This is a genomic window from Pontibacter silvestris (genome assembly GCF_020907275.1).
Classification (GTDB): Bacteria; Bacteroidota; Bacteroidia; order Cytophagales; family Hymenobacteraceae; genus Pontibacter; species Pontibacter silvestris.
Genome location: NZ_JAJJWI010000040.1, coordinates 1 through 21568 on the forward strand (window position 1 = coordinate 1; position 21568 = coordinate 21568).

Genomic DNA, 21568 nt, shown 5'->3' on the forward strand with positions numbered 1-21568 from the left:
TGTCAACCTATAGCAGGACGAGACAGAACGATCCTACTCCTACACCAGGTAAACACTAAAATTTATATTTGGAAAACGGGGGAATTGTGATACACGAAAAGGGGCGCCCCCTGCTTGACATGTGCCTAGAGAACGGGCGTACAGACGCGCTGGTGCCTGCAGGGACTGCGCCAGGATATGCCGCGAGTGCGAGCAAGCCTGTAGAAGCTACCAGGGAGTAAACGCCCAGCAGGAGGCTCCAAAAGGTAAATAAGCTTTCCAATTTTAGCCCTAACACAGGAAAGGCCCGTGACGGTCACGGGCCTTTCCTGTGTTAGGTAATATGTACAGGCTTAGGCTGACTGATACTGCTCGCAAGCCTCAGCGCATTTAAAGCATGCTTCAGCGCACTCCTTGCAATGCTGCGCCTCATGCTTCTGGCACTCCTGGCCGCAGTCTCTGCAGATTCTGGCGCACTGCTGCAGGATCTCTTCTGCGTAGCGAGAGTCGCGTGACACATAGTCCAGGGCGGCCTTGCAGATGGCGGCGCAGTCCAGGTCCAGGCGGATGCATGGAACCATCATCTTGATGTCTTCTTCTCCAAGGCAGGAGATGGCACAGTTGTTACAGGCGGCGGCGCATTCGGCCAGTGTTCTAATCAAGTCCTTGTTCATAGTTTATTTGTTTTGATGATTAAATGTTCATGTGTTGTTATTATACCCGCAAAAGCACCCTTGCGTTTTATACAATTTTAGATAATCGTTATTTAATTTCTTTATGCCGTATGTTTGTGCGCCTGTAGCACCTCCTGCTTTCTGCCCTTTTCTGTTGTAAAAACTCTAACGCCAGGCATACGTTTAGCGAAACTAACCAATGTCGCTACATGCATTATATGAACGTCTTATATCTGTGCCTAGGGATAGTCCTGTTTTTCTTCACCATATTTGATATTGTCAAGACTGCGCTCTCTTCCAATGGCGGGGGCTTGATCACAAACCAAGTTACCCGGGGCGTATGGAAGGCCTTTTTCCTTGCTTCCGGGAAGAACGGCAGATCGCAGCTAATCCGGTACGCGGGGCCTGCCATTCTACTGTCGATTTTGTTTACCTGGATTATGGCACTTTGGGGAGGCTTGTTCCTGGTGCTGCTCTACGAAGCCGGCTCTGTCGTGAACAGCAAAACCATGGCAAGCGCAAGCGCCCTGGAGAAGCTGTACTACGCGGGCTTCACGCTTTCTACCTTGGGTGTGGGCGACTTCATCGCCTCGGGAATTGTATGGCGCATAGTCACGGATGTGGCCGCTTTTGCGGGACTTGTTTTCATCACCACCTCCATTACCTACTTTGTGCCCGTGCTCTCGGCGGTTAGCCTGCAGAGCAAGCTTAGCCTCTACATCAACGGCATGGGTAAAACGCCGCAGCAGATTCTGATTAACAGCTGGAACGGCAAAGACTTTTCCGCTTTCTTCGGCAACGCCTCCGACCTGTGCCAGCTGCTGATGCACCATACCCTGAACCACCACTCCTACCCGGTCATCCACTACTTCCACAACAACCAGCCGAGCCGCTCCATCGCCCCGTCCATTGCCCTGCTCGATGAGGCTTACCAGTTGCTGGCTAACGCGGTGCCGGAGGAGGCGGTGAAAAACCAGCTGATGATGAGCATGCTGGGAACGGCACTGGACGCTTACCTGGAAACGGTGAAGGGAAGCTTCCTAAAGAACCCATCGCCCAAGGAAACCGCCCCAACACCGGACCTTCGGGAACTGGAGGAAAAAGGCGTACCGCTCAAAGACAAAGAAAAGGTACAGCGCACGTTCGAGGTTGATCTGCAGGAACGCCGTAAGGTGATAACGGCCATCCTGGAAATGGACGGGTGGACTTGGAAAGATGTTTATGATGCATGAGCACAGCGTAGCCTATAGGTCTCCGCCCCCAATGCCCATCACACGAATGACCTCCGCTTTATAACCGGCCGCTTCCACCGCGTTCTTGACAGCCTGCGGATCGAGCTCCTCGCCCGACACGCTGAGTACCCTATCGTCACTGTCCGTGTCCAGGTTCCACTTGCTCAGGTTAGCTACCTTCTCCAGGTGCGGGGCCACTTTGGAAAGCCCTGCCTGGGTCTCTACGTTTGTTTTGAACTTGATTATTTCCATAGCGTTGACGCTGATACAGCTGTATGACTTGTCCTGTTCTCTTCGATAAGGCACAAACTTTCGTTATTACTGTACTCTTTTTGCTAGAGCAGGGTTATGAGCAGCAACCGGAAGGTTCACCCCGCGCAAGATCAGCTACCTACCACTCACCGGGAGCGTCAGCTTTAGCTTGTCCCATGTCATGACAATCGCCCCCTGCGCATCATGCTGAGTTACGATTTGATAGCGCAGTCGCTCCTGGTGCTGCTCCACTCTCTCAGGTGTCACAGTGAAACGTACCACGTCTTCTGCTTCCGAATAATCGTCTGCCAGGTGCTGCTCCCAGTTTTTGTTGATGATCACCGTCCACTCCTTCTCCCCCGGAACAGTGAACAGCGCGTACTTCCCTGCCGGCAGCGGCTGCCCTCCTATTGTGATCGGCTGGTCCGTCTGCAGGCTGGTAGCCGAATGTGCCCCCGTTACCCATACCTGGTTATGGGCCACCAGGCCGCCCCAGATCACTCTGCCGCGCACGGCAGGAGAATGGTAGGCTACCGTTAGATGGGCAGGCCCGATTTGCCCGTGCGCCTCGGCTTTTAGGCTGCCCTTCAGGGTATCAGGCTCAGCCTGTGCCTGTATGGCCAGCGCCCCTTCCTGCGCGTTTGCCTCATGCGCGGAGGCATGATGGCTTTCCTGTTCCGGAGCTTTCTGCTCTGCCACCTGCTCATTGCAGGAAGCAAGTGCAGCACCAAGGGCAACAGCCAAGATGGCGCTGCGTAGTTCAATTGTCATATGAAGTTTACCTAAACGTGTAAAGAGAGTTTTGTGTGAGCGAAATAACATTTAAACTGGCAGTATTGAAAGCACCAACAGTCATATTCTGGCGGCGGTGGCCGCTTTTTTTTATAATTGGTGCCGCTACCCTCCATGCTCCCGCCACTACAGCCTGATGTACAGTAGTAAGCAGTTAAACATGTAACAACTACCAGGAACTGTGTAATAGAAGCCCGGTTTGTTCCTGCTAATTTGCTTTGCCACAAGGGGGACGACCATGTAAGGAGCGGCAGTAAAAGGCAAACATACTTACCGCTAGTGAGGTACTTATTCTGAGGAACCTGAAACGAAAGTTTTTAAGCCATGAAGAACAGTCATAGTCACCATCAGGAACACAATCATCACCAGCCTGCAAAGTCACAGGCGAAAAGCAAGGCAGGCAAGGTAGAGGAGCAACTGGAGGAGAAAACGCTCCATGCCCACAGGGAAGCCATGCCACATGGGGAGGGAACTCCTCCCCCGCACCGGGAGCATGTGGGACACGACGGGCACGGTGGACATGATCACCACCGCATGATGATCGATGACTTTAAAAAGCGCTTTTGGATCTCGCTTGTGCTGTCGGTACCGGTGATTGTGCTAAGCCCGATGGTGCAGCACATCCTCGGCTACGCGCTTGATGTGCCCTACAGCATGTACATCGCCTTCGTCCTGTCCAGCATCATCTTCTTCTATGGCGGATGGCCTTTCCTCACAGGACTTGCCGAGGAGGTGAAGAAAGGTGCTCCGGGCATGATGACGCTGATCGGCGTGGCCATCACGGTGGCTTACGGCTACAGCACGGCCGTCACGTTCGGCCTGGAAGGGATGGATTTCTTCTGGGAGCTGGCTACGCTGATCGTGGTGATGCTGCTGGGGCATTGGATAGAGATGAAGTCAGTGCTGGGTGCCTCCAAGGCGCTCGAGCTGCTGGTGAGCATGATGCCTGCCGAGGCGCAGGTGCTACGGGACGGGCAGACGGTAACGGTGAAGGTTGAGGAACTCCGGCAGGGAGACGTTATCGTGGTGAAACCCGGTGAGAAGGTGCCTGCCGATGGCACGGTGGTGCAGGGGGAAAGCTACCTGAATGAGAGCATGCTGACGGGGGAGAGCAAGCCTGTGCAGAAGGTGAAAGACGATCAGGTGATCGGCGGCTCGATCAACGGCAACGGCTCGCTGCAGGTGCGCGTGGAGAGCACGGGCAAGGACAGCTACCTGAACAAGGTGATCAACCTGGTGCAGGAGGCGCAGAAAACAAAGTCCGAGACGCAGCGCCTTGCCGACAAGGCAGCCAAATGGCTGGCCTACCTGGCGCTGACGGCAGGCTTCGGCACCTTTGCCGCCTGGCTGATGGCCGGTGCCGAGCTGGACTTCGCCCTGGAGCGCATGGTGACGGTGATGGTCATCTCCTGCCCGCACGCCCTTGGCCTGGCCATACCGCTGGTGGTGGCCATCTCCACGGCCGTGTCTGCTAAAAACGGCCTGCTTATTCGGAACCGCACCGCATTCGAGAACTCCCGCAACATCACCACCATCATCTTCGACAAGACCGGCACCCTGACCCAGGGCTCCCATGCCGTCGCGCAGGTAGTGGTGTTTCAGCAGGCATTTAATGAGCAGGAGCTACTCCGTTTAGCGGCCGGTGTGGAGCAGCACTCGGAGCATTATATCTCACAGGGTATCCTCAAAAAAGCAAAGGCCGAAGGCATCACAGTCCCTGCCTCAGATTCCTTCAATTACTTGCCCGGAAAAGGGCTGGAAGGCCTTGTGGAGGGAAGAGACGTGAAGGTGGTAGGGCCTAACTATATCAAAGAGTTTAACGTGCAGGTGCCCCAGAGCCAGGCGGAGGAGGGTGTGGAGACGGTGGTGTATGTGCTGGTAGACCGGAAGGTGGCAGGCTACATCACGCTGCGCGACCAGATACGCCCTGAGTCTGCCGGCGCCATCCGGGTACTGAAGGCGAACGGCATCAAGAACCTGCTGCTGACCGGCGACAACGAGCGCGTGGCTCAAAGCGTGAGCGACAAGCTGGGCATGGACGGCTACCTGGCCAACGTGCTGCCGCACCAGAAGCAGGAAAAAGTAAAGGAGCTGCAGCAGCAGGGAGAGTTCGTGGCCATGACAGGCGACGGCGTGAACGACGCCCCTGCCCTTGCCCAGGCTGATGTGGGCATCGCCGTAGGCTCCGGAACGGACGTGGCGGCAGAGACAGCCGACATTATCCTGGTCAACAGCAACCCGCAGGACATCGCCTCCCTTATCCTCTTCGGCAAGGCCACCTACCGCAAGATGATTCAGAACCTTATCTGGGCCACAGGTTACAACATCATAGCACTTCCGCTGGCGGCAGGCGTACTGTATAACCAGGGCATCATGGTATCCCCGGCTGTCGGGGCCGCTCTGATGAGTCTCAGCACTGTCATTGTCGCCGTCAATGCGCAGCTGCTGCGAAGGCAGATAAAGTAACCTAGACACAGCATCTATCACAAACTATGAAAACAAGCATAACCCAGCCCCGAAAGCAAGGCGGAGTAAAAGTGTTCCTTTGCACAGGCTCCCGTGTGTAAGATATAATCAGCCATCAAATCTCTCTAACTGTGAAAAAGAGCCATGTGCTACCTATAACAAACGTTATGGTAAATAGGGCCAACTTTCTCTTGTTTACAATAGTGAAGGAATATGGATAAATTGCGCTTCCATTAATAACCAATACCATGACTCAGGATAGAAGTAACCTACCGGAAGGTAAAGAAGCCAATGATCTATTCAATAACGTGGCCGCACTCATTGAGCAAAGCAAAAGGCAGGTTGCCCTCACAGTAAACCGTGAAGTTACTCTCTTATACTGGCATGTCGGGAAAGCTATCAATCATAAGCTCCTGCAGGAGCAGCGTGGAGAATATGGGGAACAGGTAGTTGAATCCTTATCCTCTCAACTTACTAAAACATATGGCAAGGGTTGGTCAAAGCGTCACCTGTGGCATTGTGTACGCGTTGCAGACACTTTTCAGGAAGATCAAATTGTGAACGCACTGAGTACACAATTAAGCTGGACGCATCTGCGCATATTGGCCATGTTTGAGGATGAACTGAAGCGAGAGTTCTACACCGCCCTCTGTGTACAGGAGCGATGGAGTACACGTGTTTTGCAAGAGCGAATCGACAGCATGCTGTTTGAGCGTTCCGCTTTATCTAAAAAGCCAGAAGACTTACTCAGGCGAGAACTAAGTACCCTAAAGTCAGCCGGGGCCGTGACACCTGATCTAGTATTCCGGGATCCTTACGTGCTGGACTTCTTAGGCCTGAGCGATACGTACAGCGAACGGGATTTAGAGTCCTCAATTTTAACGCAGTTGCAGCAGTTTATCATTGAGCTGGGCAGCGATTTTGCCTTTCTTGCACGCCAGAAGAGAATCATCATAGACAATGAAGATTTTAAAATCGACCTGCTCTTTTACCACCGTGGACTAAAGCGCCTGGTGGCTATTGACCTGAAGCTGGGAAGGTTCAAGGCAGCCTACAAAGGGCAGATGGAGTTGTACCTCAAATGGCTGGACAAGTACGAACGCAAAGAGGGGGAAGAAAGCCCAATCGGCCTGATCCTGTGTGCCGAAAAGAGTCAAGAACAAATTGAGTTGCTGGAGCTAAACAAGGGGCATATAAGGGTATCAGAATACCTGACGCAGTTGCCTCCCAAAGAGGTATTTGCTAGCAGGCTGCATAAAGCCATAGAGCTGGCAAAAGTAAAAAAGGAGGAGTAATATTTTAATTTTGATGATTCAAAAGTCAGCTCATAAAAATTAGAAAGGTTAACGCATTACAATCTCTCACTTAAAATAACTGTTGTATACAGCCACGGAGTTTCCTGAATTAAATCAAATAGGTTAATAGGCATGAGAGGGCTCTTTTCTTTATAAACCTTAGTTAATACATATTAAATGTCATGTCGATAGTTAGTCTTCGACTATTTGCCTATCTCAATATTATAGGTGCACACTTCATCGCCAATAATTCGTAAGAGTAAAGGTTATAAGCATTTATCTATAGTCTTCAATAAAGGTCTTTACTAACTATGGAAACCTAATTCCATTTCGCCATCCCTCTTCTACAAAATTGAAATAGTCAGTACTAAGCCCTATGGAGTTGTTCAAACGGTTTAGATAAAATTTTTCACCCTCTGAATATAAAGTTCCAAGTGAATGCAAATGAGTACGAGCATTCACCCAGGCAACTACTTCTTTTGCAGCCTCATATGTTCCCCCATGTTCATCTTCTCTTGTAATTAGTGCATAATTTTTATTTAGAGGGATTGTAACCGTAACATCTGTAGATGATAGATTATCTAAGCTTAAATCTGAATGTTCAGATGGATATGAAGACCAATTTAAAGGAGAATCAGAACATATAAAACCGCCACTTTCTATTGTTGCTTCAGCTAAGCTCCACTTTTTATCAACCAGTACATCTACTACTATGGCATGAGCTGTAGCTATAAGATCTACTTTAAGATTTTTCGGTGTTTGGGGTCTCCATAAGTCATTACGCACTAGTTCTTTAACCTCATCAAAAGGTGGCCATTGATTCATATCTGCACCAGAACGAATTTCTAACTTCCTAATATCTTCCCATTCTTCCCTTGTAACTTTTCCATCGAGTATCTTTCTATACATAGTTTGCTCGATTGAATATGACAAAAGCTCTCTACATCTTTTACTCCTTACATGTAATAATGAAACAAAAGATAAAAGTGCACCCATTTCATTATTACTGTTAACCCTTCCTGTTTTTAAAACATTTTTAAGTACTGGGGCATACTCAGATTCCATTTTGGAAAGTTCGTTTTCCATATAAAATGGATCAATATCAGGATGAGTGTAACGATAAAAGTCTCTTTGTTTTGCAACTTGTGTAGGTTTAGCTTGGTATCTTTTTTTATTGAAGTAGTCGAAAACATGGAGAAATCCCTTAGCAGTACCTGTATCTGTAAATCCAGACAAGTAAAATACAGGTAGAATATGGTGTTGGCGAGGATCAGACATAAGTTTTTATATCTATAAACTAGTAAAGGGTGCATAAGGTACAGCTTAACAAAGCTATGGAAATTATATCTTTATCTTATAATCTTGCTTAGATCCAATATAAAATTCATATCAGACGATACAGTCATTTGAGATGTCAAGGGGTTTATGAAGCTCTGTTTATCATAACATAACTTATCGGCTGGTGGACCCGGTTTGGTTCGCGTTTGGAAACGGTTTGACCAGAGACGGGCGTGACGTTGGGAAAGAGTGGGGACAACAGGCCTGCATTAACACTCCCCTATTGCTTTACTTAATCTTTGAACAGCTCCAGCTGGTCAGGCTGGCAGTATCGGCTGTTGAACTTTGGTTTGAGCATGCGGATGTAGTACTTCTCCAGCTTAAGCACCTCTTCCTTGTCCTGGTACTCCTGAAAGTAAATCACCGAGTCGGCCGAGCACTTGTCCTTGTGCTTGATGACCCGCCAGAAGATGTTGCTGGTCACCCCCACGTACACGCAGGTGTCGGCGTCAAAGATCAGATACAGGAAGTATAAACGGTTGTCTCTGACGTGCCGTAGACTTTTATAATTCGCTAAGACCTCCCTCCTACTGTACTTTTCCCAATTCTCAATTCTGATCGCATTCACTAATGTTATTTCTTTTTTGCCTTCTTTTTGTTGTCGCTAATCTCTTTGAGCCTACTAATTCTATCTAATGGCAAGGATCTATGTGCTGATTCTTTTCCTTCAAAATACTGTTTAATAGCCTTTTCAACAACATCGCTAATTGTTGCTCTTTCCCAATATTCATACTGCCTAATTTGTTTATATAGACCTTTAGTAATTCTTGTACTAAAATGCGTCATTTCATGAAGTTCATTATCTTCATATATATCATTTGATTTATTAATATTATCTACATTATTTTTTTTATTAGGCTCATCAGATTCATTAAATAAAATATCTCCATCTGATTTTTTAGCTGCTAGAGCTTGCTTGAATTGATTTTTAGCCATTTTATTTAATCCTCTCTAGAATTTCAGTTGTTAAATTATCATAATCTTTTGCTCCATTACTATTCGAATCAAGCTCAAAAAGATTCGTCTTAAATATCTGAGCATGTCCTATCTTGACGTTTTCTCTTATACTAGTTTTTAAAACAAGTTCATTATACTGCTCTTTGATGGTATCAACCAGCTCAGTGTACATTGTATTTCTTATTTTGGGATTATACTTGGTAAAAAATACTCCACCTATTTTCAATCCCGGATTGTAATGCTTTTTGACTTTATTAAAAGCCTCAACAATATTTTCTAATCCCTCAAAAGCAAAGAATTCAGGCTGCATAGGAATGAATATGTAACTACTTGTAACCATTACCATGTATACAAACACTCCTAAGGAAGGAGGACAATCAATTATGCAGAAGTCATAATTGTCTTTAACTTGATCAAGCCTTTCTTTCAATTCGAAAGCAAAATCTGGCTGATTCCCTAGATCTTTTTCAGTCTTTGCAACAAGCTTTGATGCAGGTAATATATCTAAGTTATTAGCTGTTTTCACAACTTCCTCAAAGAGCAGCTCCCCCTCGATAAACTTCCCTACATGATTTTTGATATTTTTATCTAGGCCCAAAGCAAGAGTTAAATTGCTTTGAGAATCCATATCAATCAACAATGTCCTGTATCCTCTGCTTTTCAAGGAATACCCTACATTCAATGCTGATGAAGTCTTACCGATACCACCTTTATGGTTTATAAAGCTTATTACCTTCATGTAATTAATTTTATTTTTATGAATGCAATAAACATTATTTAATTTAAATATAAAATAAAATTCATTTGATTCATAATGTTCATGTATCTTATGTAACTAATAACATTCATGAAATTTATTAACTATATAAGATATGTAAACATTGTGAAAATTCAATAAGGGAGGCCCAGTAAACCTGATAACTTCATACTAGGCCCAGGCATTATAGATTGAAACTCTAAAGATTAGTCTTTGTAAAGTATTGTCTGATCATCATTCCAATACCAACCATCATTCAAACGAGCTTCTATTGAAGCTTCATAGTTTTCCTTATGAATTTCCATCAATTCTACTAACTTAAGTTTTGAAGTTGCTCTAAGGTTTTGCTTTGGAGCTTCGCTCTTCTTGTATTTTGGTTTAGCATTTGACTTATCAAACAGGCTTCCCTGAACAGGTTTAGTAATTTTACTAATCTTACCTTCTTGAGGAAACTTAAAAGTTAATGACTCTGTCTTCTTTCCTTTTTTATTCTCAACCCAATGTACATTTAACATTTCTCTGATATCCTCAAAAGCGGGTAATATCACGTATTTCTTGAAATCATAATAGCGAGGGTATTTGTCAATTTGATTACCTAATTCATCTTTATCGCCACATACCATCTTCTTGAATTCCTCTACTGATATCTTAACTTCACCTAATGATTGATAGGATTTCATCAACCAATAGATTCGGTGAGAATAGCCACTCTTTAGAGACATCAAATGCTCTATGTCTGCAAGTGCATAATCTTTTTTAAGTTGTATAAGATATGATTGCACACGATCAGTAAATAACCCTCGCACAAACCCAGAACCAGAATCCAATTGAAGTTCCTGGACAATGCCTACTTTATGATAATCATTTTTATTGGCAGCCTTTTTACTAATTCCAACTTGCAATAAATCTAGCCTCTTTGACATTAATTCATCGCAAGCATCTTTCAAAAGCTGGTAAGCTTTGCCCGAAGGATTATCTCCAATAATATCCGATACCTTTATTTCTACCTTCTTTAATTCGGTATCATCTTTTTTCACCCCTTTAAGGAGGAGAGTAAAAATTCTTGCCTCTAAACCACCTAAGTGCATGTAAGAGCGAATTAGATTATTATGTTGGGCTATCTTTGGAGTATAAAGTTCAAGTTCATCATTCATTGCAAAACTCATTTACATTAGGTACATGTAAATGTAATTAAAAAACGAAAACGAAAAAACATATTTACGTTTTCGTTTTAAGCGACACTTTTCTCGTTTTAGGATGATACTTTTCTCGTTTTACAGCGACACTTTTCTCGTTTTAAGTTAACTTTTAACGATACTTTCCTCGTTAAACCGTGATACTTTTCTCGTTTTTTTACAATATAAAACATTGATTTTTAGAGACTTGTAATGACTAGAATATTAGAATATCTTTAAATAGAATAAATAATTCTAATATCTTCTTATTTTTTATAATTTTCTAAAAAAGGAAATAGTCCTTACTAAAAGTTGAGTTTTACCTAAGATCCACTTATAGTAAAAATGGATCTTAGGTAAAACGAGAAAAGTATCGTTAATATATGTGCTGTGACGATTAGAAAGATGTTTTTAGCGTTTTTTGTCATTTTGAAGAAAGGTAAAACGAGAAAAGTATCGCTAGAATAGTAAAATGCTCTAAAATGGACATTCAATAACCATTTTAGAGCATTGAATGTCCATTTTAGGGCACTAATTGATAATATATTAGAAGCATTATTCAGCAAGGGGTAACGATACTTTTCTCGTCATAAAAGTTAAATTATAATTATTGCTAAGCTTAAGATTCATTTTAAATGTTCAACAGTAGTAGGGGAGAGGTATTAAACTTTCTACTTACTACATTCTCTACTTATCATAAAAGTTGTTATGAAATTACACCTATTACAATGCATTTTATGAAGTGGTAAGGAGTACTCTTTCCCTTGTACAGCCGTTTTGTGCATTATTTGGAGCTAGTTCTTGCTACACTTCAAAGGTCATTGAAAGTATTTGGCTCCTCCAGTTATGTTGTCCCGGCACTTCACCTTGCCTAAGTATAGCCATTTGTCGGCAACCCGTAGAAATGGTAAAGGCTGTTTTAGTCTAAGCGGCGCGCAGTACGCCCGCAGTGGGTTCGGGAACAACTGGGAAGAATGCCCATGTAGCAAAGCATGAGTAGAAGGGGCAACTATCGAGATAACGCCATAGCTGGGAGCTTCTTCAAGGCAACTAAAGCAGAAGTGATTGACTACTGCAAATTCGCTACTAGGCAGCAGGGCAGGCTGTATGTATTTTAGTACATTCAAAGAATGTACAGCCAAGAAGGAAAAAAATCGGCAAAATATTGCAATTATATTGCTGAATGTTTTTACTGAAATTTATATATTACTGATATTGTATCTTCTACAAGCAAACTGCATATCTGTGTTTCAATTTCACCCAATGCTTCTGCTGCGGACCCCTGCTTATACCCCTACTGCTTATGCTGATACCGACATAAGCATGCAGATGAAGAATCCATACTTCCTTGCGGCTGTGATGCTTGCTAGCCCGACGCTGTATCAGTCAATACAGGCAAATGACTTTTGTTATAGGTCTCTTCCTCCTAAAGCCAAACTCAGCGTCCGGAAGTACCTAAACAGGATGTGTTACCGGGCTACGCCATTCGGTTTATTTTCAGGTATTTCCCTCGTTAGTTGGAGTTCCAAGGGTAAAAACAACATTATAGTAGACGAGGCTGATGTACAGGTAAAACTAGAATTGAGCTTTTCGGCTGAGTTAACAGTAGCAGCATCCCTACTTGCGGAGGAGCTGGCATCATATCATGTCTACCAAACTAATCCCTCATCATACCAGGTACAGGATGAATATAGGTACTTGCGCTTTGAGAAAGATGAAAAGAGAAAACGGAGAATCTTTATGATTGACAGCCTCCAACGGGATAAGTTGTTGCACTCCCTGCTCTTGTTCTGTAATTCTGGACAGCCTAAAAAATCTATCATTGCCTTTGTTATGAAGCAAGTGTCAGCCAGTTCAGCAGAAAGTGAAGCTTTTGTGGATGAATTGATCGCTGAACAAATCCTGCTATCTAAGCTTAAAGCGAATATTACAGGTGAGGACTTCCTGCAGCGGCTCCTAAGTTTAGGAAAGAAGGAGGTAGTTCACTCTCCTAAACTTCGTCATTTACGGTCTTTACTAGAGATGCTACACGATTTGGATGGCGTTGGTAGGACAGTAGACCCATGGCTCTTAGAAAAGTTTTCAGAGCAACTTCTTTATAGTTTTCCGCTGGCTAATACCTCCTTTTACGCCAACATGTACAGAAACGTAAGGAGTGGATATCTAAATTCCTCATATCAGGAGCAGGTTTTAGAGGCATTAACCTGTCTGCGCCGTTTGACTCAGCCAAGGCAAGAACCAGCCGGATTGATAGCTTTTCGCAAAGATTATATGAAAAAGTTCGAAGGACGGGTGGTTCCACTACTTATGGCATTAGACCCGGAGGTGGGGGTAGGGTATGAAGGGCTTGCCATTAGCCAGCAAGCTCCTAAACTACTACAAGGAATCCACTTTGAAGCCGCAGAGGAAAAAAGTCAAAGGGTGGATTGGACACCAGCGCATGTATTATTGATGGACAAGTGGCAGGAGGCAGGGAGAGGATCAGCCCCTATCCAGCTAACGGCGCAAGATATTCTAACATTACCTGCGGATAATAAGGGTGGATCTATGCCCCCTAGCACATCTGTTCTTTTTAGGGTCTTGGGAGAAGATGTGTATATAGAACAGGCCGGGGGCATTTCAGCTACGGCGCTGTTAGGTAGGTTTACGCACTTCCACGAGGAGATAAACACCTTTGCGAAAGCCGTTGCTCAAGAGGAACAGCAAAAAAACCCACACGTAGTTTTTGCCGAAATAGCCCATCTATGCGATGAGCACACAGCCAACATAGATCGTAGGGCTACCGTTTACTCATACGAGATACCTCTGCTTGTACAGTCAACGCTACCGATGGAACAGCAAATAAAGCTCTCAGAACTTTGGGTTAAAGTGGAAGGGAATCGCATTGTGCTTTGGTCGGAGCGGCTTCAGAAAATAATAGTGCCCCGTTTAAGTTCGGCATTCAATTTTGTGCGTGACGACTTGGCAGTTTTTCGTTTTCTGTGCGATCTGCAGTATCAGGGGCTGCAAAGTAACTTTACCTTAAACATGAGTCGGTTTTTCCCCGACATCCATTTCTACCCAAGGGTAGTATACAAGTCCACAATATTGCACTTAGCCACTTGGTACCTAAGGAAGGAACAAATAGAACCTATTTTGAGTGCAGATGGAGAGGAGCAGGTGAGTCAGGTGAAAGAACTTTCAAAGAAAATGGGTTGGCCACGATATATTGCCCTTACACAACATGACCATCAACTGGTGTTTAATTTGGAAAGGGAAACTGAGGTGCGCTTTTTTCTGAACAGTATAAAGAACAAAGAGTCTTTGATGATCAAGGAGTTTCCCTTTGCCGAGGAACAGGAACAGCCTGTAGTAAGCAGTGCACAGGGAGCGTATGTCCATCAGTTTTTAGCGGCAGTATGTAATAAGCGAGAGGTATATCATGAGCAGAAGATACCTACTTCCCCTGAGCTGCAATCTCAGATAAAAAAGCGTAAATTCCTGCCGGGAGGGGAGTGGCTCTATTTCAAGATTTACCTTCACCCTTCACGTGCAAACGCTGTTCTCACAGAAATCCTGTTACCACTGCTGCAACGAGTGGTAAAGGAGCAGAAGGTGATTCAGTGGTACTTTATTCGCTATAGAGATCCTGATTATCACCTGCGTGTACGGCTTTGCCTGAGTGTTGACGGGGGGGGCACAAGTACTATCTTATCGCTTATGCACCAAAAGCTGACCTCCTTGGTGCGTAAGGGAGTAATTAGTAACCTGAAGCTAGCGGTTTATGAGCGTGAGCTCGAACGGTACGGGTCGGCACGAATTGAGGCCGTTGAACGTGTATTCTGCACGAGTAGTGAGTTGCTGGCAGCCTATATAAAGAAAGCGCCTTTTTCTGAGGAGGATTACGCTTTTTATGCCATTGCTTTCGCTGGCGTGGAGGAGATACTTAACGCCTTTAGATTGAACTTAAAAGATAAGCACCAGCTTCTTTGCCACATATTCGAGTCTTTTTTTAGGGAGTTCGGTGAGAGGAGAGAACTGAAGGTGCAGCTGAGTTTTAAATACCGAGAAATGTGCAAGTTAGTCGGGTTATTTCCCGCTACTGACGATGTCGATCTGTTTACAACATTACGTATAGGTAAACTTAACGGTCGTTTTAGGCTAGCATTACAACATTTAGCCGATTCGACTAAGTCCGTACCACAGGCCAAGAGGGCGCAGCTGCTGTCTGACATGATTCACATGCATTTGAACCGGCTCTTCATAGATCAACCAAGACAGCAGGAGCTCGTGGTATATTACTGCCTTTACAAACACTACCAGTCCCTCGTAGCCCGTCAACAGCTTTGACGCACAATAATAGTATTTTCCTAATGGATTCTCACTAATTACGAATCCCTATAAACACACCATAATTCTGTTGAAATGTATTATTCCTCATTTATCTAATTAGCATCTCACCCTGTGAATTGTTCACTAAAGCAGGATATTCTAATGCATCTAGGCTAACAGTTAGTCTGAGCCGAAAGTGCTTCCGATCATCCTCGAAAGAGGTAAGCTTTGCACGGGCACCATAAGCATGGTGCAGGCGCTGACGGATATTTTTTAAGCCGGAGTGAAGGCTTGGGGAACTAGGCTTGTTGTAGACTAGATTATCTGTTTCTATAAATAGTTGATTATTATTGATGTAAAGGCGAATAGCGGCTTGGTGAGCAGGTAACAACAAATTACCATGTTTGAATACATTCTCTACAACTGTTAAGAGTACTAAGGGGATAAGTTTGATATATTTTACTTCTTCCGTGTAATTAATCTGTACCTGAAGCTGGTGGTTTTGCCTGAGTTGATGAAGATAGACTAATTTTTCCACCTGCTCTATTTCATCCCCTAGGAGAACAGCATCCTGATGTTGGTCTGCCTGCACCGCGAAACGCATCATTTCAGATAGAGTAATAATAGTTTCAGCTGCAACAGGCGCTGTTTTTCTGGCTTTGTTGTAAATAAAGTTTAAGGTATTAAAGAGAAAGTGGGGATTTATCTGCGCACGCAGGAAGGCATTTTGAGCCTTAATTAACTCTTGCTCGATATTCTGTTTTTCAATAATGTTCTTGAGTTTTAATTTTTCTAGCTCTTCGGTCCTTCTTTGTTCTTTGTGTAAGGTGATTAAAAAGTAGTAGGCGGTTGAGAACCCTCCAATATATATAAAGCGCCATAAGGCACGGATAAGGTAGGCAAAATTCAGCGTGGTAGTACCTTGTGTTGTTAAGCCGAAATAGTTAATTCCAAGGAATTCCACAGCATAAGAGGTAAATACATACAGCAGTATTTCCAGTACGATCATGAGTGGGAAAATCCAAATAATTTGGTTCTTTTTTCGGAACGCATGAGGTAGTATAAGGTATGCATGGACGTAGAATAGTAAAATATTCAGCACGTAATGCACAGTGTAATCTCCCAATGTGGCAAATTTGCCTGTGAGCAAACCAACTGCCGCTACTTCATAGGCGATAAAAACAAACCAGCCAATAAGGTGAAACCGGTTTTCTTGTATGGTCCTGATTAATGAATTCTTAATCCAAATATACATTTCTGTGTAATACATCTGCCTGTTTGTGTAAGATTTTCTTAGAAGTATATCCCTCCCGATACTTTCAAGAAAAAATATAATATATGAAAAAGCGCAGCCTAAGAGTTAAGAGAGACACCATTTTTATTTTCAAAAAGCAACAGGAAGTGAACGGTCCAACAACGGATCCAACAATGACCATATTAACTACCGTCACCCATTTTTAATTATATCAGGGCTAGCCACCTATTTTAAGCGGTTTGTCCTGATGATGTGTGAGTTGAGATAAGAGGAGAAGTCATCTTTGTAAGATGCACCTAAGGGGACATCCAAACCATTTGAGAGCTTAATCATGTTGCTTTCAATTTTACCGATATAATTCTTTGATATAATAAAAGATCGATGTACCTGGACAAAGTCTGCATACTCAAAAAGAATTACACTTATTTCCTTTAGCGTTAGGTAGGTGACAATCTTTTCATTAGCAGTATAGATTTGTATGTAGTTTTTAAGACTTTCTACCGCAATGATGTCTTTGAACTGTACTTTAACAAAGTTGTTGCGTTCCTCTGCTAACTTGACAAAAAAGAAGGTATTATCTTCTTCTGATGTTGTTCGCTCTGTGTATGAGCCAGGTGAAATAACTTTGTTAACCGTCTCTGCAAACTTTGAAAAGTTAATGGGCTTCAAAAGATAGCCAGATGCATTGATGTTGAAAGCTTCAACGGCATACTGATTATGAGCCGTAGTGAGGATCAAATACTTCGTTTTCTTTCTAATTATTTCAGAAAGCTCAATACCGGAAATGTAGGGCATGTTAATATCCATGAAGATTAAATCTAATTCTATATTGCCTCCCCTAATTTCAGTCATGGCATCTACTGGGTTAGTATAGCTTTTGTACAACTGTAGGTTAGGCATTAAATCTATATAATCTCCCAATATTTCTATGCCATCAGGTTCATCATCTATTATTACACAACTATACATGTTTGCTCTCATTTTAAATGTGGTACTTCTTTAAGAATAGTATTAATCTGCATTAAATATTTAATTAGAATATCCTCAAGATACCGATAAATAATAAGGTAAATCATATTCTATTACGTTCTATTATATAATGCCTAGTATTTATATTATATTTTATATACAAAAAAGTATAAAAAATTGTTCATCCATTTGCCTCAAGGCAGCAAATGTTTGTAGAGCAAAACTGTTATTTATTGAAACCTGCAGAAGAATTATTTTAAAGGGCTGAAAAGTGTTGAACCTGCTGCTGTAATAGGTACTGTTCCTGAAAGAACTGTAGGCCAATTTTCCTCAGGTCAGTACCTGCAGTCCTTCCATAATAAGCATCTTGTCATACTCATCAAAGTAGATACCTATGAAGAAGCATATCAGGGAATGTGCTTAGCCTACCAGTTACCGTATTTAGAATTCCTTTTTTCCTTGTTGCTGCTTCAAAAGCTTAAGAACAAATTCTAGCTTTAACCACTTAAAGTATACTTGACAAACCTGTAAAGTTGTTGCTTCACTTTCCGCAATAATGTGCTAGTGATATCCGAAATGATCTACCATCAGAAATTCGCTACCATGCAAGAGGCGAGTCTGGGCGGTGTCTGGTCATTCAGCATGAGCATGGCCTGCTCTTCTCCTTATTTTGCCTGGCCATGTGATAGGATAGCTTTTCCAGCGGTAAAGCAAGGGAGTAGACTGCCTAGATGAACGCGTACGGCCGATGGACACTATCTGCAGCACTTCCTCTTTGACGGCAGCATCATCCTTTAACTATTAACTGTTACTGGTTCCCCTTTTTATCTTGAGTTGCCAAGTTAAGTGAATCATCTGACCGTAGTTACTGAAGTATCTCACTTGAGGCATACACCTCCTTCAGCAAAAACATTATTCCTCCTTATCACGGCTAATTTCATTTCTATCCTGCCAGAATAGCTATTGGTGTAAGCAAATTGTAGAAGCTTAAGTGATACGCTATGTTTAAATCATCAACAGCACAATATGGCAGAGGGCAAAAGAAGAAGCTTTCTCCAGCTGTAGAGATAAATGACATTTAAAATATTCCTTGCGCAAGAATTGAGGGACTAATTGATACAGTTTGCAACCCAAAGAAAAAAGCAAAAAGCGGAAATAGCCGATGCCGAACAAAGAAGATCGACTCAAAAATCAAACTTACCTAAAGATGAAAAACGAGAACGCAAGCAAAGGCAAACTAGCCCCAGCGAAAGTAAACAAGATGTCGGAGAAGGACATGAATCAGGTGTTGGGCGGACAGGCTGCATGGCCGAAGATCTCCCTGACGATATCTTCTGCCGTTACGGAGGCCAAAGAGGATTCGGACAGCGATTAATCTGTCGGAGCTGACTCACAGAAGCAACCAATTACTCAAAAATCAAACTTATCTAAAGATGAAAAACGAGAACGCTAGCAAAGGCAAACTAGCCCCAGCGAAAGTAAACAAGATGTCGGAGAAGGACATGAATCAGGTGTTGGGCGGACAGGCTGCATGGCCGAAGATCTCCCTGACGATATGTTCTGCCGTTACGGAGGCCAAAGAGGATTCGGACGGTGATTAATTATAACTAATTGATCATAAATGGGCTATGTAACTGGCATAGCCCATTTTGATCAAACCTCACTCTCACCTTTATCTCAAGAGCTATGATACTACTTTTGTCGCAACGGTACGATTACTCCACTCAGCTGATTACCCGATGGCTCGTCTCCATGNGGTGATTAATTATAACTAATTGATCATAAATGGGCTATGTAACTGGCATAGCCCATTTTGATCAAACCTCACTCTCACCTTTATCTCAAGAGCTATGATACTACTTTTGTCGCAACGGTACGATTACTCCACTCAGCTGATTACCCGATGGCTCGTCTCCATGGAAAAATCCTTCCTAAGGATTAACAAGAATGAGCGTAGCATGTCTTTACAGCACATAGATCTTAAGAAGAAGGAGCTAGTTGTCAAACGTAACGGTCAAACCTATAACCTTCTAGATTTTAATGCTGTGTTGGAGCGAAGAAGTGGTTTTACGGTACAGGACTTGGTGAATGATTCCCAGGTGCTGGAGGAAAGCCTGTTTCATGAGGAAACTTCGTATCACAAAGAGCATGTTTTAAAGGAAGCTAATGAGTTAATTGACTTCATACACTACTACATTGAAAATACAAGTGTGAAGGTAATTGGCAAATACGAGCACCGGAAACTAAATAAGCTTAAGGTGTTATATTTAGCCACCAGTCTTGGTCTTTCAGTTCCAGAAACCTTTGTGGTAAGCACAAAAGCTGATTTGATCAGGCTCACGAAGGAATACTGTAACAACATCATCACAAAAGCCATTTCGGACGGAGTATACCTGTTTACAAACCTTCATGGATACTATTCTTACACTGAGCGACTTACCTTAGACACAATTACCTCCAAGCTAAGTACTTCTTTCTTTCCATCCCTCATTCAAAAAGAGGTGAAGAAGCTTTATGAAGTAAGATCTTTTTATTTAGAAGGCGCTTTTTATTCGATGGCCATCTTTTCTCAATCTGATAAGGCAACTCAAACGGACTATAGAAAGCAAGGTAAAGCGAAGCTTGCCAGCCGAATGGTTCCTTATCAACTACCAGATGCAACTAGTGCTTTATTAACCAAGCTTTTTCAGGTGTTGAACCTCACCACGGGATCTGCTGACTTTATGGTGGATGAGAAAGGGGAACATGTTTTCTTAGAAATCAATCCTGTGGGACAATTTTCAATGACCTCTATCCCTTGTAACTATCAAATCGAAAAAATCATAGCCGAGAAGTTATCATGTATATAGATTTAAAAGAACTTGCCCTGAGGGAAGCTGCCAAAATGCATTACCCTCTGTTTTACAACTTCATCATTTACAATGAACTATTGGAAAAAGATGAGAACTATAGCCTGACAGACTTTAAGAAGTTTAATGAAAGATTGGACTGTGACATTGAGTACCAGCAACCGAGTAAGCTCATATCCAAGATTATAAATTTCAATGAAATTGATTAACCATGATTAGCCTAGAACAACATACAGACCATTATTTCTACCTCTACGCGAATTGCTTTGTAACAAGAGGATTCTCACGAAGCACAATTATCGATGTGGCGCACAAGAACTTGTACTTCATTGATAATGCCTACTGTGACTTGATCTCTCGCTTTAGGGTTGACAAGATTGGCGCGGTAATCAATTCGTTTGAAGCTCAAAAAGACGTGACATATTTTCTAGAATTTCTAAATTTTCTTCAAGCTAATAATCTGGGAACTTTTGTACAGGACATTACTCTGTTCCCAGCTATTTCCCTTGATTGGGATCACCCTTCAAAGGTAACCAACGCAATTATTGACTCTAGGAATATCAACCATGATTTCGAAGATATTCTTAAGCAGCTGGATGACTTAGGATGCTTGGATGTGCAGCTTAGGTTCTATGAAAAAACGGAGATAAGTTATTTGGAATCCATTTTGGAGCTCACGGCTCCTACAGCAATCACCGCTGTACAAATGATAATCAGGTACAATGCTCTGATAGATAGCATGGATTATCACAGACTTGTGAAAAAGTACCCAGTTTTAGATTTAATTATTGTGTATGGGTCTCCAGAAAACAAGTTTTTAGAGCAACATGATGACGTACGCGAAGTGTTTAAAAAGGTACTATTCACAACACAGGCTGTAGATTCCTGTGCATCCTGCGGCACTATCAATCTGCGATCCATGAGCATCCCAGATAGTGTGCAAGGGTATGCAGAAAATGTAAGACACAACTCCTGTTTAAATAGGAAAGTCTCTGTTGATGAGAATGGTGATATTAAAAATTGTCCATCACTCCCGCGGAGTTTTGGTAACGTCAAAGACACTCCTATCGCACGTGTGCTGGAGGACAAAGACTTTATCAAAGCCTGGAACATTAGTAAAGAGAGCATCACCGTGTGTAAAGACTGCGAGTTTCGTAACATTTGCTCTGATTGCAGAGCCTACACGAGCATTCCAGGAGATATACTCTCTAAACCTGCAAAATGTACTTATGATCCTTATTTAGCAAACTTTGCCTGAGTATTTCCC

21 protein-coding genes and 1 pseudogene are annotated in these 21568 nt (G+C 43.2%); 11 read left to right on the forward strand and 11 right to left on the reverse strand.

Going from position 1 to position 21568, the window contains the following annotated elements:
- The first annotated feature begins 86 nt into the window (after positions 1-86).
- Complete coding sequence (locus LN995_RS21940) at positions 87-221, forward strand: hypothetical protein (protein ID WP_262910543.1); 135 nt, start codon at positions 87-89, stop codon at positions 219-221.
- Positions 222-332: 111 nt separating this feature from the next.
- Here LN995_RS21940 and LN995_RS20420 read toward each other — a convergent pair whose 3' ends face one another.
- Positions 333-563: a four-helix bundle copper-binding protein gene (locus LN995_RS20420; protein ID WP_317206983.1), complete on the reverse strand. Its 231-nt coding sequence runs from the start codon at positions 561-563 to the stop codon at positions 333-335.
- Positions 564-1162: 599 nt separating this feature from the next.
- Here LN995_RS20420 and LN995_RS20425 point away from each other — a divergent pair.
- Together LN995_RS20425 and LN995_RS20430 are read left to right on the forward strand one after the other, a co-directional pair.
- Positions 1163-1276, forward strand: a pseudogene (locus LN995_RS20425) (potassium channel family protein); the annotation flags it as partial.
- A 312-nt stretch (positions 1277-1588) separates the two neighbouring features.
- Complete coding sequence (locus LN995_RS20430; RefSeq protein WP_229962969.1) at positions 1589-1885, forward strand: hypothetical protein; 297 nt, start codon at positions 1589-1591, stop codon at positions 1883-1885.
- A 12-nt stretch (positions 1886-1897) separates the two neighbouring features.
- On the opposite strand, the gene LN995_RS20435 is transcribed toward LN995_RS20430, so the two are convergent.
- Positions 1898-2137 (reverse strand): copper chaperone, encoded by a 240-nt coding sequence (locus LN995_RS20435; protein WP_229962948.1) that lies wholly within the window; start codon positions 2135-2137, stop codon positions 1898-1900.
- Positions 2138-2272: 135 nt separating this feature from the next.
- Positions 2273-2959: a DUF2911 domain-containing protein gene (locus LN995_RS20440; RefSeq protein ID WP_229962949.1), complete on the reverse strand. Its 687-nt coding sequence runs from the start codon at positions 2957-2959 to the stop codon at positions 2273-2275.
- A gap of 294 nt (positions 2960-3253) precedes the next feature.
- Between LN995_RS20440 and LN995_RS20445 the strand changes: the two genes are divergently transcribed.
- A complete protein-coding gene (locus LN995_RS20445; RefSeq protein ID WP_377470797.1) occupies positions 3254-5395 on the forward strand; it encodes a copper-translocating P-type ATPase in 2142 nt (713 codons plus the stop codon).
- 248 nt (positions 5396-5643) lie between these two features.
- On the forward strand, positions 5644-6690 hold the full coding sequence (locus tag LN995_RS20450) for a PDDEXK nuclease domain-containing protein (protein WP_229962950.1): 1047 nt from the start codon (positions 5644-5646) through the stop codon (positions 6688-6690).
- Positions 6691-6999: 309 nt separating this feature from the next.
- Here the strand turns inward: LN995_RS20450 and LN995_RS20455 are convergent, their stop codons facing one another.
- The 6 genes from LN995_RS20455 to LN995_RS20480 all read right to left on the reverse strand — a co-directional run bounded on the left by LN995_RS20455 (position 7000) and on the right by LN995_RS20480 (position 12059).
- Complete coding sequence (locus tag LN995_RS20455) at positions 7000-7968, reverse strand: DUF4238 domain-containing protein (protein WP_229962951.1); 969 nt, start codon at positions 7966-7968, stop codon at positions 7000-7002.
- Between the two features lie 292 nt (positions 7969-8260).
- A complete protein-coding gene (locus LN995_RS20460) occupies positions 8261-8596 on the reverse strand; it encodes a GIY-YIG nuclease family protein (protein WP_317206984.1) in 336 nt (111 codons plus the stop codon).
- A gap of 5 nt (positions 8597-8601) precedes the next feature.
- Positions 8602-8964, reverse strand: a complete 363-nt coding sequence (locus tag LN995_RS20465) for a hypothetical protein (protein WP_229962953.1) — start codon at positions 8962-8964, stop codon at positions 8602-8604.
- A 1-nt stretch (position 8965) separates the two neighbouring features.
- A complete protein-coding gene (locus tag LN995_RS20470) occupies positions 8966-9724 on the reverse strand; it encodes a ParA family protein (RefSeq protein WP_229962954.1) in 759 nt (252 codons plus the stop codon).
- A gap of 224 nt (positions 9725-9948) precedes the next feature.
- Positions 9949-10896, reverse strand: a complete 948-nt coding sequence (locus LN995_RS20475; RefSeq protein WP_229962955.1) for a replication initiation protein — start codon at positions 10894-10896, stop codon at positions 9949-9951.
- 839 nt (positions 10897-11735) lie between these two features.
- Positions 11736-12059 (reverse strand): hypothetical protein, encoded by a 324-nt coding sequence (locus LN995_RS20480; RefSeq protein WP_229962956.1) that lies wholly within the window; start codon positions 12057-12059, stop codon positions 11736-11738.
- A 121-nt stretch (positions 12060-12180) separates the two neighbouring features.
- Between LN995_RS20480 and LN995_RS20485 the strand changes: the two genes are divergently transcribed.
- On the forward strand, positions 12181-15246 hold the full coding sequence (locus LN995_RS20485) for a lantibiotic dehydratase (protein ID WP_229962957.1): 3066 nt from the start codon (positions 12181-12183) through the stop codon (positions 15244-15246).
- Positions 15247-15337: 91 nt separating this feature from the next.
- On the opposite strand, the gene LN995_RS20490 is transcribed toward LN995_RS20485, so the two are convergent.
- The gene (locus LN995_RS20490; protein WP_229962958.1) at positions 15338-16483 is read right to left on the reverse strand and encodes a sensor histidine kinase; all 1146 of its coding nucleotides are present in this window, start codon (positions 16481-16483) and stop codon (positions 15338-15340) included.
- A 225-nt stretch (positions 16484-16708) separates the two neighbouring features.
- Positions 16709-17452, reverse strand: a complete 744-nt coding sequence (locus LN995_RS20495) for a LytR/AlgR family response regulator transcription factor (RefSeq protein ID WP_229962959.1) — start codon at positions 17450-17452, stop codon at positions 16709-16711.
- A gap of 1162 nt (positions 17453-18614) precedes the next feature.
- Between LN995_RS20495 and LN995_RS20500 the strand changes: the two genes are divergently transcribed.
- The 5 genes from LN995_RS20500 to gwsS all read left to right on the forward strand — a co-directional run bounded on the left by LN995_RS20500 (position 18615) and on the right by gwsS (position 21559).
- The gene (locus LN995_RS20500) at positions 18615-18827 is read left to right on the forward strand and encodes a hypothetical protein (protein ID WP_229962960.1); all 213 of its coding nucleotides are present in this window, start codon (positions 18615-18617) and stop codon (positions 18825-18827) included.
- A gap of 58 nt (positions 18828-18885) precedes the next feature.
- The gene (locus tag LN995_RS20505) at positions 18886-19053 is read left to right on the forward strand and encodes a hypothetical protein (protein WP_229962961.1); all 168 of its coding nucleotides are present in this window, start codon (positions 18886-18888) and stop codon (positions 19051-19053) included.
- Between the two features lie 249 nt (positions 19054-19302).
- A complete protein-coding gene (gwsG, locus tag LN995_RS20510; protein WP_229962962.1) occupies positions 19303-20301 on the forward strand; it encodes a grasp-with-spasm system ATP-grasp peptide maturase in 999 nt (332 codons plus the stop codon).
- Positions 20292-20510: a hypothetical protein gene (locus LN995_RS20515; protein ID WP_229962963.1), complete on the forward strand. Its 219-nt coding sequence runs from the start codon at positions 20292-20294 to the stop codon at positions 20508-20510. Before gwsG ends, LN995_RS20515 begins: the two co-directional genes overlap by 10 nt.
- A gap of 2 nt (positions 20511-20512) precedes the next feature.
- Positions 20513-21559, forward strand: coding sequence for a grasp-with-spasm system SPASM domain peptide maturase (gwsS, locus tag LN995_RS20520; RefSeq protein WP_229962964.1), 1047 nt, complete (start codon positions 20513-20515; stop codon positions 21557-21559).
- The last annotated feature ends 9 nt before the right edge of the window (positions 21560-21568 follow it).

Bases quoted from the DNA above. Each gene is read 5' to 3' on its own strand.
- LN995_RS20420 (WP_317206983.1), bottom strand. From the start codon at position 563: ATGATGGTTCCATGCATCCGCCTGGACCTGGACTGCGCCGCCATCTGC.
- LN995_RS20435 (WP_229962948.1), bottom strand. From the start codon at position 2,137: ATGGAAATAATCAAGTTCAAAACAAACGTAGAGACCCAGGCAGGGCTT.
- LN995_RS20440 (WP_229962949.1), bottom strand. From the start codon at position 2,959: ATGTTATTTCGCTCACACAAAACTCTCTTTACACGTTTAGGTAAACTT.
- LN995_RS20445 (WP_377470797.1), top strand. From the start codon at position 3,254: ATGAAGAACAGTCATAGTCACCATCAGGAACACAATCATCACCAGCCT.
- LN995_RS20450 (WP_229962950.1), top strand. From the start codon at position 5,644: ATGACTCAGGATAGAAGTAACCTACCGGAAGGTAAAGAAGCCAATGAT.
- LN995_RS20455 (WP_229962951.1), bottom strand. From the start codon at position 7,968: ATGTCTGATCCTCGCCAACACCATATTCTACCTGTATTTTACTTGTCT.
- LN995_RS20465 (WP_229962953.1), bottom strand. From the start codon at position 8,964: ATGGCTAAAAATCAATTCAAGCAAGCTCTAGCAGCTAAAAAATCAGAT.
- LN995_RS20470 (WP_229962954.1), bottom strand. From the start codon at position 9,724: ATGAAGGTAATAAGCTTTATAAACCATAAAGGTGGTATCGGTAAGACT.
- LN995_RS20475 (WP_229962955.1), bottom strand. From the start codon at position 10,896: ATGAATGATGAACTTGAACTTTATACTCCAAAGATAGCCCAACATAAT.
- LN995_RS20485 (WP_229962957.1), top strand. From the start codon at position 12,181: ATGCTTCTGCTGCGGACCCCTGCTTATACCCCTACTGCTTATGCTGAT.
- LN995_RS20490 (WP_229962958.1), bottom strand. From the start codon at position 16,483: ATGTATATTTGGATTAAGAATTCATTAATCAGGACCATACAAGAAAAC.
- LN995_RS20495 (WP_229962959.1), bottom strand. From the start codon at position 17,452: ATGTATAGTTGTGTAATAATAGATGATGAACCTGATGGCATAGAAATA.
- LN995_RS20500 (WP_229962960.1), top strand. From the start codon at position 18,615: ATGCCGAACAAAGAAGATCGACTCAAAAATCAAACTTACCTAAAGATG.
- LN995_RS20505 (WP_229962961.1), top strand. From the start codon at position 18,886: ATGAAAAACGAGAACGCTAGCAAAGGCAAACTAGCCCCAGCGAAAGTA.
- gwsG (WP_229962962.1), top strand. From the start codon at position 19,303: ATGATACTACTTTTGTCGCAACGGTACGATTACTCCACTCAGCTGATT.
- LN995_RS20515 (WP_229962963.1), top strand. From the start codon at position 20,292: ATGTATATAGATTTAAAAGAACTTGCCCTGAGGGAAGCTGCCAAAATG.
- gwsS (WP_229962964.1), top strand. From the start codon at position 20,513: ATGATTAGCCTAGAACAACATACAGACCATTATTTCTACCTCTACGCG.